We start from the raw sequence: 13,208 nt of genomic DNA on the forward strand, positions 1-13,208 counted from the left end.
GCACTCCCGAAATCCGGTGAGGCACGGATATCGGTCCGGTGTACCTTGCTGGTGCGGCCGTCTGGGGTCAGGGCCGTCTGGGTCAGGGCCGTCTGGGGTCAGGGCCGGACCAGTTTGTCGAAGAGTCTGGCCAGCTCGGTGTCCGGGTCGGCGGTGAGGCCGGCGTGGACCGGGCCGGTCTGCACGATCGTGCTGCGCGGTGCCGTCAGCCAGCGGAACCTTCCGCCGAGCGACTCCTTGCCCAGCGGTCCGGCTTCCTCGCCACAGGCCAGTTCATAGGCACTGAGCGCCTGCCGTACACCGTCGATGTCCACAGCCGGGTCGAGGGCGCGCAGCCGGGTCGCGTCGAGATCGACTCGCGCGCAGAGGTAGTCACGTGGCTGGCAGTAGAGCAGCACGCCCGCGTTGATCAGCTCGCCGCGCTCGACGCGCGGCATCACGCGGATCACCGCGTACTCGTAGACGTCCCTGCTCATCGGTCGCCTCCCCGCCAGAACTCGCCGACGGAGGCGGGGCCTGTGGGTTCGCCGACCGGGGTGGCGGGCGGTCTCAGCCACTCGTACGGTGCCCGCGCGCGCTGGAGCAGGTGGTCGACATAGGCGTCGCGGACGGCCTGCGCCGAGTCGAAGCCGGGTTCGTCGTCGAGCCATTCGTCGGGCACCAGCGCGGTGACGGTTTCCAGGAGCTCGGGACTGATCTTCGCGGACAGCTCGGCCGCTGCGGCCTCAAGGTGAGTCGCGAACGGCGCCAGCACATGGTCTCCCACGTCGAACGGTCGTCGTGGGTCGGCAGTCCGCCAGTTGTGGTGGAACCAGAGCGCAGCGCCATGGTCGATCAGCCAGATGTCGCGGTGCCAGACGAGCAGGTTGGGGTTGCGCCAGCTGCGGTCGACGTTGTGGATCAGGCCGTCGAACCAGACCACCCGCGAGGCGAACATCCGGTCGGGCGTCCACGTCAGCGGCTCGAACCCGAGGGAGCCGGGCAGAAAGTCGATCGCCAGGTTGAGGCCGGTGCTCGCCTTGAGCAGGTCCTGCACCTCCTCGTCGGGCTCCCGGATGGCGATCTGCGGGTCGAGGTCGATCAGCTTGATCTCGGGAGTACGGAGTCCGAGCCGCCTGGCCAGCTCACCCGAGATGATCTCCGCCACGAGCACGCGTCGGCCTTGGCCCGCTCCCCGGAACTTCACCACGTAGGTGCCGAGATCATCCGCCTCGACCACGCCCGGCAGCGATCCGCCCTCGCGCAACGGCGTCACATAACGGGTCGCCGCGATCTTATCCAGCACGACACGAGGCTATCGCCCGATCAGAGCACTTCCGCCTCCCGCCGTCACACGCGCCGGATGGTGCGGCGGATCAGGAGCGGGCCCGGATGGCGAACAGGATGATGTGGCGGATCAGGCCGCTGCCGAGGCGGATGACGATCCAGTAGCGGAGGAATGCGCGGCGGGCGTCGGGGCTGGTGGCGAGCACCCTGGTCTCGGTGACCAGGCGGATGCGCCCCGGCCCCGCGTCGTCCAGCAGAAAGCTGAACGTCCCTTTGGCGTAACCGGGCCGGTCGAAGGCGCGAAAGTCGTCCTCGTCGCCGATCGCCGGGGCGTGCTCGGCTCGGCCCAGACGCCACCACTGCCCGATCGTCCCCAAGACGATCTCCCGCATCGGGTCCACGGCCAGCAGCGTGAAGGGGGGCGCTTCCTGCTTAGGCCGGTCACCGGAGGAGCGGGAGAACAGGCGCCGGATGGCGAACAACGGCTTGGCCAGGCGGATGTCCCGCGAGTCCAGGTGGATGAGTGCCTGCCAGACGCGGTCACGGGAGGCGTTGATCACGATCGAGTGCAGTTCCGCCGCGTCCGGGCGGGGGATGAAGTCGTCTACCAGCGTCGGCATGGGGGGCTCCTTGTGCACGGGGCCTGCTCGCGGCCTCCATACGGTTGCGTATGGAGGCGACTATACGCCGCCGTATGGCAGGCTGTCGGAGCGGGGACGGTGTCCATCGGCGGGGTGCGGTCGAGCGAGGGGAGGTGTGGGGTGGCTGAGCGAGGGAAACGTGCGGTGGCGGAGCGGTTGGGGCCCGACGACTGGGCGAGGGCCGCGCTGGCGGCGCTCGCGGAGGGTGGCCTGGGCGCCGTGGCGGTGGAGCCCGTCGCGGTACGGCTCGGCGTCTCCAAGGGCAGCTTCTACTGGCATTTCGCCAACCGCCGGGCGCTGGTCGAGGCGGCCCTGGCGCACTGGGAGGCCGGGACCGAGCGGGTCATCGCCCGGCTGGAGTCGCTCGACGAGCCCGTGGCGCGCATGCGGACCCTGCTGGACCTGGCCTTCGGTGACGCGGAGAACGCGGCGATCTCGTTCCGGCTGATCAGCGAGGTGGACGATCCGATGGTCGGCGAGGTGGTGCGGCGGGTGAGCCGGCGTCGCCTGGACTTCATGCAGGACGTACTGCGGGAGCTCGGCCAGCCGGAGGAGGAGGCGCGTCGGCGGGTGCTGGCGGCTTACAGCGGTTACCTCGGGCTGGCCGCCCTCGTGCGCGTCGGGGCGGTCGACGAGGTGCCGGGGTCCCTGGTCGACCTGGCCATGGCCGAGCTGGGCCTGCCCCCGGACGCCCCCTCATGACGGCCCAGCGAAGTTAGTGGGGGTCGGGCCGGCACAGCGCTCCACTTGGCCATTCGGAGACACGGCCATCTCGGCCGGCCCACGGCTGGGTCAGCCCGGCTTGACCGCCCGCGTCGCAAAATAGTGCGACATGTAGTGAGCGGATGCGTTGGATTGGTGCGGTGCTTCTGCGAAGCCGGTGAGGACGAACCCCGCGGCGAGTTGCCCGCCGATCTGGTCGGTGAGGGTGTGACTGTATTCAAGAGGGGCATCCGCGCCGAACTTCGTGGCGCGTTCCTCGGCGGAGTACTGCGTGACATCGCTGTAGGGCAGCTTGTGCACGACGACCAGCTCGCCGCGCTCGTCGAGCGTCTCGTGGTCGAACAAGTACACATCAGGGTTAAGGAAGCCCACGAGCAGAGTTCCGCCCGGCCGCAGGACGCGGAAGCACTCACACCACACTGGTGCCAACTCTGGTACGAATAGGTTCGAGACCGGGTGGAATACGACATCGAATGTTGCGTCGCCGAAGGCGCTGAGGTCGCGCATGTCGCCTAGGACGGTGCGCAGCTCGAGTCCGTCGCGCGCCGCCACCATTTGGTCCTGGCCGAGCTGGCGGGGCGAGTTGTCGAACACGGTGACCCGCGCCCCTGCGGCAGCGAGGATCGGACCCTGCTGGCCACCGCCGGAGGCCAGGCACAACACGTCCTTGCCGGTCACGTCCGCCGGCAGCCAGGAGCGGTCGACCGGCTCACGCCCGATGAGAACAATCGACCAGTCGCCCATGCGGGCGCGTTCGACATCCTCAGCACTCACCGGCCTCGACCACTCGTTGCCCTCATGGACATACTTGTCCCAGGCTGCCCGATTATGGGCAATGGGGTCGACAACAATGTCCTGCATGTTTAACTCCCTGCCACAGCCAAGCGGACACCAACGGTACTGACAGTTCGGTGCCGCTACAGTAGCCACGCGAATCAGGGTGCGGGCTCAACAAAATCAGCGGGCGTCGAGGTGTCCACGGGCTCGCCGGGTGGTCGCGCAGCGTCGTCGAAGGCCCATCTGCCGATCGCCGAGCGGATTGCTCCCGGCCCGACCCTGTGGCTGTTCCCCGGGCGGATGCGACCAGGTGGAAGCCGCCATGGTCATGACGTTGGTGATCGGCCGACGAGATCGTCTTGGTTGTCGGCGGCCCACTGTGCGAGGTGCGCGAGGGGCCCATTGGTGAACGATTCCCCCAGCGTGGAGAGCCGGTAGACCGCGCCTGTGTGCGCTGACGCTGGGTCGGCGCTGCTGCCTCTCACGACGAGCCCGCGTGCCTGGAGACGATCTAGCGCCTGCGTCAGCACCTTGTCGCTGACTCCCGCGATCCTCGTGAGCAGGTCCTTGCGTCGCGTTGGCCCCAGGCGCAGCGCCGAGAGCACGACAGGATCCCAAGCGTGGCTGATAAGTTCGGCCGCCGCGCGCACCTGGCAGTCGGAGATGAATGTCTGGCAGGACCCCTTGAGCACAAACCCAGTATCGCCTCGCTCTCCTACCAAATGGTAGGAGCTCCCTCCGTAGCGTCCCAAGAGCACAGCTTCGAGACAGAGGAGATCGCTGTGAACATAGGAATCTTGGGGACCGGAAACCTGGCCGTGACGCTTGGCCAGGCCTGGGCTCCGGCAGGTCACTCGCTGCTGGTGACAGGGCGCGACTCCCTGCACGCCAAGGCGGCCGCCGACCAGATCGGCCCTCCGGCGAAGGCTGTCGATCCCACGGACCTCGCAACTCGGGTCGACGCGCTCGTGGTTGCGGTCCCATGGGAAGGGCTGGAGGAGGCGCTGTCTCTCGTCGGCGCCCCCGAGGGGTCACTGGCAGGCAAGGCCGTAATCGACTGCACCAACCCCGTCGACTACACAACCTGTGAGCTGAAGCCGACGGCCGGCTCGGCAGCGGCGCTCGTGGCGCACACCGCTCCCGGGGCGCACGTGGTGAAAGCGCTCCACCTGTTCGCAGGAGCCTCGTGGCCGTACGTGGGTCCGCAGGAGTCAGCACCGGTCGTGGCGATCTGCGGCGACGACTCGGGTGCTCTCGATCGCGCTGCGGCGCTTATCCAAGATCTTGGTGCCTGGCCCGCGGTGGTCGGTGGACTCAACTGCGCCCGGCAGCTGGAGGAGGCCGCCGGATTCGTCATGAGAGTCGTGATGGCGGGCTACAACCCGAGGCTCGCCGTTCCCGACGTGGATCCGGCACTTCTTCGGGCAGCACAGACGGCGATCGACTGAGCCGGCAGACCACCGGAGAGGGTCGCGACCCAACCTCGCGGCCCTCTGCCGCCGCGGCGGGGTCACACCTTCGCGATGACCTCCTCCGCGAAGCGTTCCATGGTGGCGATCTTGAGCTCCAGGGTGCCCTCGCCGTACCGCTGCTTCTCCTCAGGGGTGGCCAGCCACCACGGGGCGGCCATCGTCCCGGTGACGCCCTTGGCGGCGAAGTGCCGGTACGTGTCGGCGTCCGGCAGCACCGCCAGAGGGGCGATGATCTCGAACGGCCCGGTCCTGCCGTTCTCGTCCAGCAACCGTCGTAAGGAGTCGAGCACGGTGTCGAGCTGCTCCTCCGTGTAGATGCGGTTGCCGATCCAGCCGTCGCCCAGCTTGGCCGCCCGGCGCAGGGCCGCCTCGCTGTCGCCGCCCACCATGACCGGGATCGGCTCGGCGGGGGTGGGTGAGATGGACAGCTCGGGCAGGCCGTCGATCGTGACGGTGTCGCCGGTCCAGAGGTCCCGGAGCGCGGGGATCATCTCGTTGAGCCGCCGTCCGCGCGTGTGGAAGTCCTGGCCGGTGGCGGCGAACTCCTCCGCGCACCACCCGACGCCCACCCCGAACGTGACGCGATCCCGAGACAGCACCGCCGCCGTGGACACCTGCTTGGCCACGGTGAACAGGTCGCGGGCCGGGGCGATGTAGACGTTGGGGGCGAAGCGCAGCGTGGTGGTCACCGCGGACATCGCGCCGATCGTCACCCACACGTCCGGCCAGTGTGTCTCGGCGGACCAGCGCGGCCGGCCGGACTTGGAATAGGGGTACGGCGTCGCGAAGTCGGCGTAGAAGAGGTGGTCCGACAGGGTGAGCGTGTCGAACCCACACCTTTCGGCCGTCTTGGCCAGCTCCAGGAACTGGTCGGTGTCCGCGAACGAGGCTCCCAGCCAGAATTTCACTGGAACTCCGGAATGACCTTGGTGGCGAACATCTCCAGGTTCCGCTTGACCGTGTCGAGCGGGAGCACGCCCTGCTGTCCCTGCATGTAGAGGCCGAACCATTCCAGGTCGGGCATCCGGTCGAGCATCCGCTGGATGCCGCGCTTGACGTCGTCGGGGGTGCCGAACAGCGCCATCTCGACGTCGTTCATGCGCTTGGCGTCGCCCTTCTCGGGGGAGATGGGCTTGTGTTTCTCGTCCTCCTTCTTCCGCAGCACCTCCAGGTAGCCGAACGGGCCGAAGAAGGCGGCGAAGTCCTTGGGGATGCTCCGGCCGAAGGTGTTGATCGCCTCCTCGGTCGTGTCCGCGATGCCGACGATCTTGAGGATGCCGGTGTGCTCGCCCAGCTTGTAGTCGCGGCCCTGCCGGGCGGACTCCTCCTGGTAGAGCTTGGCCTTGGCGGCGTGGTCGTCGGGGTTCGGGGTGAACATCCACGGCAGGATGTTCTCCTGCGCGGCCCTGATGACCGAGCGGTCGGAGATCGTGAACGGCTGCCACAGCTCGGGATGCGGGTTCTGGTACGGCCGCGGGCAGACCGAGATGGCCTGCACCTTGTCGTCGTCCGAGATCTCACCCGGGGCGCCGAACGTCTTGGTCCACTCCAAGGCGGGCCAGCCCTCGATGCCGTCGAACGGATAGGGCACCTCGTAGTCAAGTACGTCGGACTTGTAGCGGAGCGTCTCCTGGGTCCAGGCCATCTTCATGATCTTCAGCACCTCGCCGAAGACGTCGAAGTTCCGCGTGTCGGAGGCCGAGCCGTCGGAGCGGGCGGCCGCCGCGTGCCAGCGCTGGCCCAGTACGTTCATCCACCGGTTCTGGTAGCCCCTGGCCACGCCCAGCCGGAGCCGTCCCTTGCAGAACTGGTCGAGCAGCGCCACGTCCTCCGCCGCCCGGATGGGGTCCCAGGCCGGCAGCACCATGCCGAGCGGGGCGAGCAGGATGCGTTCGGTCCTGGCCGCGAGGTCGGTGAGGAACATCAAGGGGTTGACCGAGAACTCCATGCCTTCCGAGTGGAAGTGGTGCTCGGTCATCATCAGCGCGTCGAAGCCGATCTGGTCGGCGTGGACGGCTATCTCCCGTACCTCGTGCAGCAGATTCTGGTACGACTCCGTGTCACGTCCGATGGGCCGCTTGGCCTTGGCGTTCTCCTCGGCCGCGTATCCGGAGCCCGGAATCTGCGGATTCAGGAAAATGGAAAACTTCACCGGGAGACCTCTTTCCGCGGGACGCTTCTCTGACCGGCAAGCTACTCTAGAAATCTTAGCCGAGCAATCGCTTGGTTGACGTCAAGGAGAGACGCATGCGGCTTGGTGTCACGATGTTCACCACGGATCTGGGCATGCCGGTCGTGGATCTGGCCAAGGCTGCCGAGGAGCGCGGATTCCACTCGCTCTACGTACCGGAGCACACCCATATCCCGGTCTCGCGGCGCACCCCGCACCCGATGGGGCTGGACGAACTGCCCGACGAGTACAAGCGGGTGTTGGACCCGCTCGTCGCGCTGTCGTTCGCCGCCGCCGCCACCGAGCGGCTGGTCGTCGGCACCGGCATCCTGCTCGCCGCCCAGCGCGACCCCATCGTGACCGCCAAGGCGATCGCCACCCTCGACCACCTCTCCGGCGGGCGCGTGGTGGTCGGCGTCGGCTTCGGCTGGAACGTGGAGGAGATCGAGAACCACGGCGTGCCGTACGACCAGCGGCGCGAGGTCGCGCGGGCCAACGTCCTGGCGATGCGGAAGCTGTGGCGGGACGAGGTGGCCGAGTTCGAGGGGTTCGAGCCGTCGTGGTCGTGGCCCAAGCCGATCTCCGAGCCGCCCGTCTACATCGGCGGCGCGGCGGGCCCGAAGCTGTTCGCGCACGTCGCCGAGTGGGCCGACGGCTGGATCCCGATCGGCGGCAAGGGGATCAAGGCCGCGCTGCCCGCCCTGCGCGAAGCCTGCGACAAGGCCGGGCGGCCGATGGCCAAGGTCATCCCGTTCGGGACGTTGCCGACCAGGGAGAAGCTCGACTACTACGCCGAGCTGGGCATCGAGGAGTCGGTGGCCAGCCTGCCCAGCGGATCGGCCGACGAGATCCTGCCGCTGCTCGACCAGTACGCCCGGCTCATCTGAATTGTGACGCGGAGACCCGATCCTTTTTGGGGGGCGGGAGACAGACACGTCACCCCGGGGTGGCGGTCAGGGCGAGGTCGTCCACGGTCACCGTGACAGGGGTGTCGGTGGCCGTACGGGACAAGTAAGTCAGAACGCCGGCCCCACCCGGGACCTGGAGTCCGGAGGTCGCGTCCGTGACGGAGAGCAGCCAGTCCGGCTCGGGCGCGCCGATGGCCCAGACCTTGCCGCGGATCGTGGTCGGCGACGTGCCGGTGACCTGGACGCGTACCCGCATCGCGAGGCCCGCGCCCGCGGTCAGCCCGGGGACCCGCAGCGGCTGTGCGAGGTCGATCTCACTGCGGCCCGCCGCGGAGCGGATCAGCTGGAACAGGACCTTGCCGTTGGGCCGCAGGCTCACGTGCGCCCGGTACCCCCCGACTGTCGGGACCCTGCGTCCCACGGCGGTCACGTAGATCCCGCCGCTGGTGGGGGGCTTGTCGCCGGCGAAGGTGAAGCTGAGGTCGGTTCTGGTCTCCTTCACCCCGTCCAGGTACGCGCTGGAGCCGACTCCGGGGGACATCGTGATCCGGGCCTTCTTGCCGTCCACGGAGTAGCCGCTCGCCGGAACGCCGACCGACCAGTGACGCTCCCCGTCGTCCGTCGTACCGAATCCGGCGCTGACCGTGCGCCCGAACGTGTCGGACACCCGCAGCCCCCTGCCCGGGACCGCCGACACGCCCGGACTCGCCGACCCGCTGGGCGAGACCTCCCGTGGGCCAGACGGTGCGGCCGATGAGGGCTCGGCGGAGGTGGGGGCGGAGGCGTCGGGATGTGAGGCGGCCGAGGAGCGCGGCTCACCGGTACCTGAAGACGCCTGCGACCCCGTCCCGCCGCCCGGCCGCAACCAGGCGAGCGCCCCCACCACGACCACGACCAGCGCCGCCGCCACGGCGAGCGCGGCACGGCGGCCCCCGGCAAGATCCCGACCGCCGGTCGTGGCCGACGTTCCCCGATCGTCGGCCGGTTCGGCGGCCAGGCGGCTGCCCAGGCTGGTGAGCTCCACGATCGACCGGCCGCGGCCACCGGAGAACGGGTCGATCAGGCGGGACAGCAGCTCGCTCGCCGCCGGTCGGTGCGAAGGGTCCTTCTCCAAGGCGGCGGCGATCGAGTCGCGCAACGGCGGCGGGATCGCTGACAGATCCGGTTCGTGGGTGACGATGCGGTTCAGCACGTCCGCGATGCTCGCGGCGGCGAACGGGGAGGTGCCGGTGGCGGCGAAGACCATGGTGCCCGCCCAGGCGAAGACATCCGAGGCGGGTGCGGCGGGGGCGCCGCTCAGCTGTTCGGGCGCGAGGTAGGCAGGGGTGCCGATGAGTCCGCTGGTCATGGTCGTGACACCGTCCGCGCGGGCGATGCCGAAGTCGACCACCCGGGGACCGTCCGGGCCGAGCAGCACGTTGCTCGGTTTGAAGTCGCGGTGCACGACGTCGGCCGCGTGGATGGCGGCCAGGGCCGTCGTGGTGCCGACGGCCAGCCGTTCCAGCTCGCCGCCGTGCAGGGGGCCGTGCTCGTGCACCCGTTCCGCCAGCGTCGGCCCGTCCACGAACTCGCTCACCACGTACGGCCGCGGCCCGTCCGGCACGGCCGTGAGCACGCGTGCGGTGCAGAAAGGCGCCACGCTCTCCACCGCGGCCAGCTCGCGGGCCAGCCGGGCGCGGGCCTCGGCGTCGGCCCTGATCAGCACCTTCACCGCCACCCGCTGCCCAACTGGATCGCGGGCCAGGTAGACGATCCCCTGGCCGCCCTCACCGAGCCGGCCCAGCAGCTCGAACTCACCCAGACGTGGAGGATCCTCAGGGGCCAGAGGGGCAACCATGCCCCATACGGTACTGATCCGCTCGCCCAAGTGTGAGACGTCTGGCGCGGGTGATGTCGAGGCGGTCTTGAGCCGCCAGAGCAGGCCGTCACATCAGGGCGTCACACCAGGTCCTCGCACCAGGGCGGCGAGTAGGTCCAGCGCGGTCGCCCTGCCGGGTTCGTCGGCGATGCCGTCGAAGATCTTGAACGCGTCCTCGGCCAGCTTGCGCGCCGCATCGCGGTCGCCCTCAGCCCGGTTGACCCGGGCCAGCGCCAGCAGCGCGTGCGCGTCCAGCAGCCGGTCGCCGAGACGTACGGCGATGGACCTGGCCCGCTGCGCGCAGTCCCTGGCGTCGGGCACCCGCCGCTGCGCCAGCCGTGCCGCGGCCAGCTCCAGCAGGGTGTCGGCGTGCCGGTGCCGGTCGCCCAGAGCATCGAAGAAGCCCGCGGCGGCGGCGAACCGGTCGGCTGCCTCATCGGGGCGGTCGGCCCGCCGCAGCACCGCGCCAAGCGCCTGCTGCGCCTCGGCGCCGGCCCTCCCGCCGCTGAAGGCGCGCAGAGAGGAGGTCAGCTGGCGTTCCGCCTCGTCCAGACGGCCCTGTTCCAGGTACACCTGGCCGATCCTGCGCCGGACCTGCGCGGCCTCCTTGCCGCTGGACGTACCGAGGCTCGTGAACGCCCCGAGCGCCTGGGTGAGCAGATCCAGCGCCTCTGGCCACCGGCCCTCGGCCCGGCACAGGTCGCCCTGGTCGCGCAAGAGCAGGGCCTCGGCGCGAGCGTCACCCGTGCGCCGCGCCGCCGCGAGGCCGGTCTCGGTGACCGGCCGCCAGTCGTCCAGGAAGCGCCGCCGTTCCAAGAACGGGCCCAGCAGATGCGCGAGCCGCCATGCGCCCTCGTCGAGCCCGGCCCCGTGCAGGTCCCCGACCAGGGCGGCGAGGAACGCGCGCTCGGCGACGAGCCACTCGACCGACTCCTTGATGTCCCTGGTCACGAAGCTGCGCATGGTCGGCTCACCGGAGACCAGCGGGAACCGGGACGCCTGCACCCGGGCGATCACCACGGCCTGGAGCCGCGCGAGCGCGTCCCGTACCGCATGCACGCCCTCCTCCTCCACCAGCCGCTCGCGGGCGTAGAGCCGGGTGAGGTCGTGCATGCGGTAGCGGACCTGGCCCGCCACGTCCACGGTGTGCGCCTCCAGCAGGCCGGCGTCCACGAGCGTGTCGGCCTGGTCGCCGAAGACCTGGGCGGCCCAGTCGCCGACGTCGGGGGCCGACAGCGCGCCCAGCAGTCGCACCATGCGGCGCGCCGGCGTGGGCAGGCCCTCGTAGCCGACCGCGTACACGCTGCGGACCGTCTGGTCGCCCGAGTGAAGGCGGTCCAGCCGCTCGCACTCGTCCTCCAGCAGGCCCGCGAGGTAGCCAGGGGTCCAGCCTGGTCTGGTGGCCAGGCGGGATCCGGCGATGCGCAGCGCGATGGGCAGCCCGCCGCAGAACCGCATCAGCTCCCGCACCCCGCCGTCGTCCGCCCGTTCCTCGCCGATGAGCTTGACGAGCAGGTCACGGGCCTCCTCGTCGTCCAGGATGCCCAGCGGCAGCCGTACGGCGCCGGTCAGCCCGCCGAGCGCCGACCGGCTGGTGATCACGGTGGGGCATGAGGTGAGCAGTGGCCGTACCTGGGACTCGTCGGCGGCGTCGTCCAGCACGACGAGCATGCGGCGGTTGGCGGTGTACGTGCGCAGCAGCCGCTGCCGCTGGCCCTCCGATACCGGTATCGCCTGGGCCGGGCAGCCGAGCCAGCGCAGGAAGTCCTCCAGGATCGCGCCGGGCCGGGTGGACTCGCGCAGGTCCGCGTACAGGATCCCGTCGGGGAAGCGCTCCCTGTGCCGCCAGGCGGCGCGTACGGCGAGCGCCGACTTGCCCACCCCGGCCGGGCCGTGCACGACCACCAGGCCGGAGAACACCTGGTCGAGCAGGTTGGCGCGGCCGGTGAAGTGGGTGACGTCCCGCGGCAACAGCACCGGCGGCCCCGCGGAGACGTGCAGCATGACGTCGTCGTGCAGCATGCGGTGATAGAGCAGCTGCAGCTCGGGGTCGGGCTCGATGGCGTGCCCGCTGTCGAGCTCGTCGCGCAGCGCCGTGTACGCGGCCAGCGCCTCCACGCGCCGCCCGCTGCGATAGAGCGCCAGCATGAACTGGCCGCGGAAACGCTGCCAGAGCGGGTGCTGCGCGACCAGCCGCCGCACCTCGGACAGCAGCTCGCGGTGCCGGCCCGCGTCCAGGTCGAGCTCGATCCGGCGCTCCAGGGCGAGCAGGCGAAGCTCTTCGAGCTCCTCGCGCAGCCGCCCGGTCTCGGCCCAGCGCCTCGCGTCAGGATCCACGTCCGCCAGAACCGGCCCGCGCCACAGGCCCAGCGCCTCTCGCAGCTGCCCGTGGTCACGCCCGGCCAGCCCCTCCTCTATGAGCCGGCGGAAGCGACCGACGTCGAGCTGATCGTCGTCGATGGCCAGCGTGTACGTGCCGGACACGGTGGTGATGACGTCCTTGCCGATCAGCTGCCGGAGCTGGCCGATGTAGCCGCGGATCAGCGAGTCTGACCGGTCGCCCTCCTCCAGCGGCCACAGCAGCTTTCGCAGCCGCTCGACGGTGAGCGGGCGGCGGGCGTTGAGCACGAACATCGCCAGCAGGTCACGGTGCTTCGGAGCAGTGGGGGTGCGATCCTCGGCGCCATCGCGTACCGACAACGCCCCCATGATCCGAAATTCCATAACAAATCCCCGGGTACGGCGGGCAGGACGTGGCGTCGAAGCCTCCACGATCCCACAGCTCCACCGCACCTCGCGCCCGGGATTCGCCGGGCGAATCACCGGCTTCAGCCGGTGGCGGTTGATCGGAGACTGCCGTAATCTCAGGGGCTCCCGGACAAGGTCGAGGCGATGCGGCGGGCGCGGGTGTGGCAGGTGGCCGTGGCCGGTGCCGGGCTGGCCATGGGGATGGCCGGGTTCGTGCTCTGGCTGCGGGGGGCGCAGAGCCCAGGGCTGGTGGGAGAGTGGACCGGGTCGGCCGGCCCGGCGTCGGTCCGCGCGGGGACCGCCGGGACGGGGCCGGTCTTCCCCGTGGCGATGGAGCTGGCGGACGATGGCTCGGCCCTGCGCTGGGGTGTGGGGCTGCGTTGTTCGGGGCTGCTCGGTCCGACCAGGAGCCGGCTCGTGTTCGCGCTCGATCGGGTCAAGGGCGAGGGGTGCGTTCCGGGGATACTGCGGGTGTTCCCGACGCCGGAGCCCGACCAGGTGGTCATCAAGATGACACGTCAGGGTGACACGGACATTACCTATTCAGGCACGCTCTCACGACATTCTTGACCGGCTGTGTCACGGTCAGGCGGCATTGCGTCGATCACCGTTGACTGTCCGGCGTCCTTTGCCTTCAGTTGGATG

At 70.0% G+C, this 13,208-nt stretch carries 13 protein-coding genes; 4 read left to right on the plus strand and 9 right to left on the minus strand.

Going from position 1 to position 13,208, the window contains the following annotated elements:
* Positions 1-98 precede the first annotated feature (98 nt).
* The 3 genes from ACIBO2_RS38120 to ACIBO2_RS38130 form a co-directional block, all read right to left on the minus strand.
* On the minus strand, positions 99-476 hold the full coding sequence (locus ACIBO2_RS38120; RefSeq protein ID WP_358442507.1) for a DUF3037 domain-containing protein: 378 nt from the start codon (positions 474-476) through the stop codon (positions 99-101).
* Positions 473-1,285, minus strand: a complete 813-nt coding sequence (locus ACIBO2_RS38125; RefSeq protein ID WP_358534931.1) for a HipA family kinase — start codon at positions 1,283-1,285, stop codon at positions 473-475. The genes ACIBO2_RS38120 and ACIBO2_RS38125 overlap by 4 nt, the downstream gene beginning before the upstream one ends.
* Positions 1,286-1,355: 70 nt before the next feature.
* Positions 1,356-1,886: a hypothetical protein gene (locus tag ACIBO2_RS38130; protein WP_357946469.1), complete on the minus strand. Its 531-nt coding sequence runs from the start codon at positions 1,884-1,886 to the stop codon at positions 1,356-1,358.
* 165 nt (positions 1,887-2,051) lie between these two features.
* Between ACIBO2_RS38130 and ACIBO2_RS38135 the strand changes: the two genes are divergently transcribed.
* Positions 2,052-2,609 (plus strand): TetR/AcrR family transcriptional regulator, encoded by a 558-nt coding sequence (locus ACIBO2_RS38135; protein WP_358534933.1) that lies wholly within the window; start codon positions 2,052-2,054, stop codon positions 2,607-2,609.
* A 90-nt stretch (positions 2,610-2,699) separates the two neighbouring features.
* On the opposite strand, the gene ACIBO2_RS38140 is transcribed toward ACIBO2_RS38135, so the two are convergent.
* Together ACIBO2_RS38140 and ACIBO2_RS38145 are read right to left on the minus strand one after the other, a co-directional pair.
* Positions 2,700-3,491, minus strand: a complete 792-nt coding sequence (locus ACIBO2_RS38140) for a class I SAM-dependent methyltransferase (protein WP_397303323.1) — start codon at positions 3,489-3,491, stop codon at positions 2,700-2,702.
* 242 nt (positions 3,492-3,733) lie between these two features.
* Positions 3,734-4,099 (minus strand): helix-turn-helix domain-containing protein, encoded by a 366-nt coding sequence (locus tag ACIBO2_RS38145; RefSeq protein WP_358534937.1) that lies wholly within the window; start codon positions 4,097-4,099, stop codon positions 3,734-3,736.
* Here ACIBO2_RS38145 and ACIBO2_RS38150 point away from each other — a divergent pair.
* Positions 4,028-4,855, plus strand: coding sequence for an NADPH-dependent F420 reductase (locus tag ACIBO2_RS38150; RefSeq protein ID WP_397303328.1), 828 nt, complete (start codon positions 4,028-4,030; stop codon positions 4,853-4,855). The genes ACIBO2_RS38145 and ACIBO2_RS38150 overlap by 72 nt on opposite strands.
* 62 nt (positions 4,856-4,917) lie before the next feature.
* Here the strand turns inward: ACIBO2_RS38150 and ACIBO2_RS38155 are convergent, their stop codons facing one another.
* Entirely contained in the window at positions 4,918-5,787 is an 870-nt protein-coding gene (locus ACIBO2_RS38155) for a TIGR03619 family F420-dependent LLM class oxidoreductase (RefSeq protein WP_397303331.1), read from the minus strand.
* Positions 5,784-7,031: an LLM class flavin-dependent oxidoreductase gene (locus tag ACIBO2_RS38160; RefSeq protein WP_225299207.1), complete on the minus strand. Its 1,248-nt coding sequence runs from the start codon at positions 7,029-7,031 to the stop codon at positions 5,784-5,786. Before ACIBO2_RS38160 ends, ACIBO2_RS38155 begins: the two co-directional genes overlap by 4 nt.
* A gap of 95 nt (positions 7,032-7,126) precedes the next feature.
* Here ACIBO2_RS38160 and ACIBO2_RS38165 point away from each other — a divergent pair, with 95 nt between their 5' ends.
* The gene (locus tag ACIBO2_RS38165; RefSeq protein ID WP_358534943.1) at positions 7,127-7,936 is read left to right on the plus strand and encodes a TIGR03619 family F420-dependent LLM class oxidoreductase; all 810 of its coding nucleotides are present in this window, start codon (positions 7,127-7,129) and stop codon (positions 7,934-7,936) included.
* A 49-nt stretch (positions 7,937-7,985) separates the two neighbouring features.
* On the opposite strand, the gene ACIBO2_RS38170 is transcribed toward ACIBO2_RS38165, so the two are convergent.
* Positions 7,986-9,794: a protein kinase gene (locus ACIBO2_RS38170; RefSeq protein ID WP_397303336.1), complete on the minus strand. Its 1,809-nt coding sequence runs from the start codon at positions 9,792-9,794 to the stop codon at positions 7,986-7,988.
* Positions 9,795-9,887: 93 nt separating this feature from the next.
* Entirely contained in the window at positions 9,888-12,539 is a 2,652-nt protein-coding gene (locus ACIBO2_RS38175; RefSeq protein WP_397303338.1) for a BTAD domain-containing putative transcriptional regulator, read from the minus strand.
* A 168-nt stretch (positions 12,540-12,707) separates the two neighbouring features.
* Between ACIBO2_RS38175 and ACIBO2_RS38180 the strand changes: the two genes are divergently transcribed.
* Positions 12,708-13,133 (plus strand): hypothetical protein, encoded by a 426-nt coding sequence (locus ACIBO2_RS38180; RefSeq protein WP_358534949.1) that lies wholly within the window; start codon positions 12,708-12,710, stop codon positions 13,131-13,133.
* The last annotated feature ends 75 nt before the right edge of the window (positions 13,134-13,208 follow it).

The sequence above is a fragment of the Nonomuraea sp. NPDC050022 genome (assembly GCF_044460705.1).
Taxonomy (GTDB): domain Bacteria; phylum Actinomycetota; class Actinomycetes; order Streptosporangiales; family Streptosporangiaceae; genus Nonomuraea.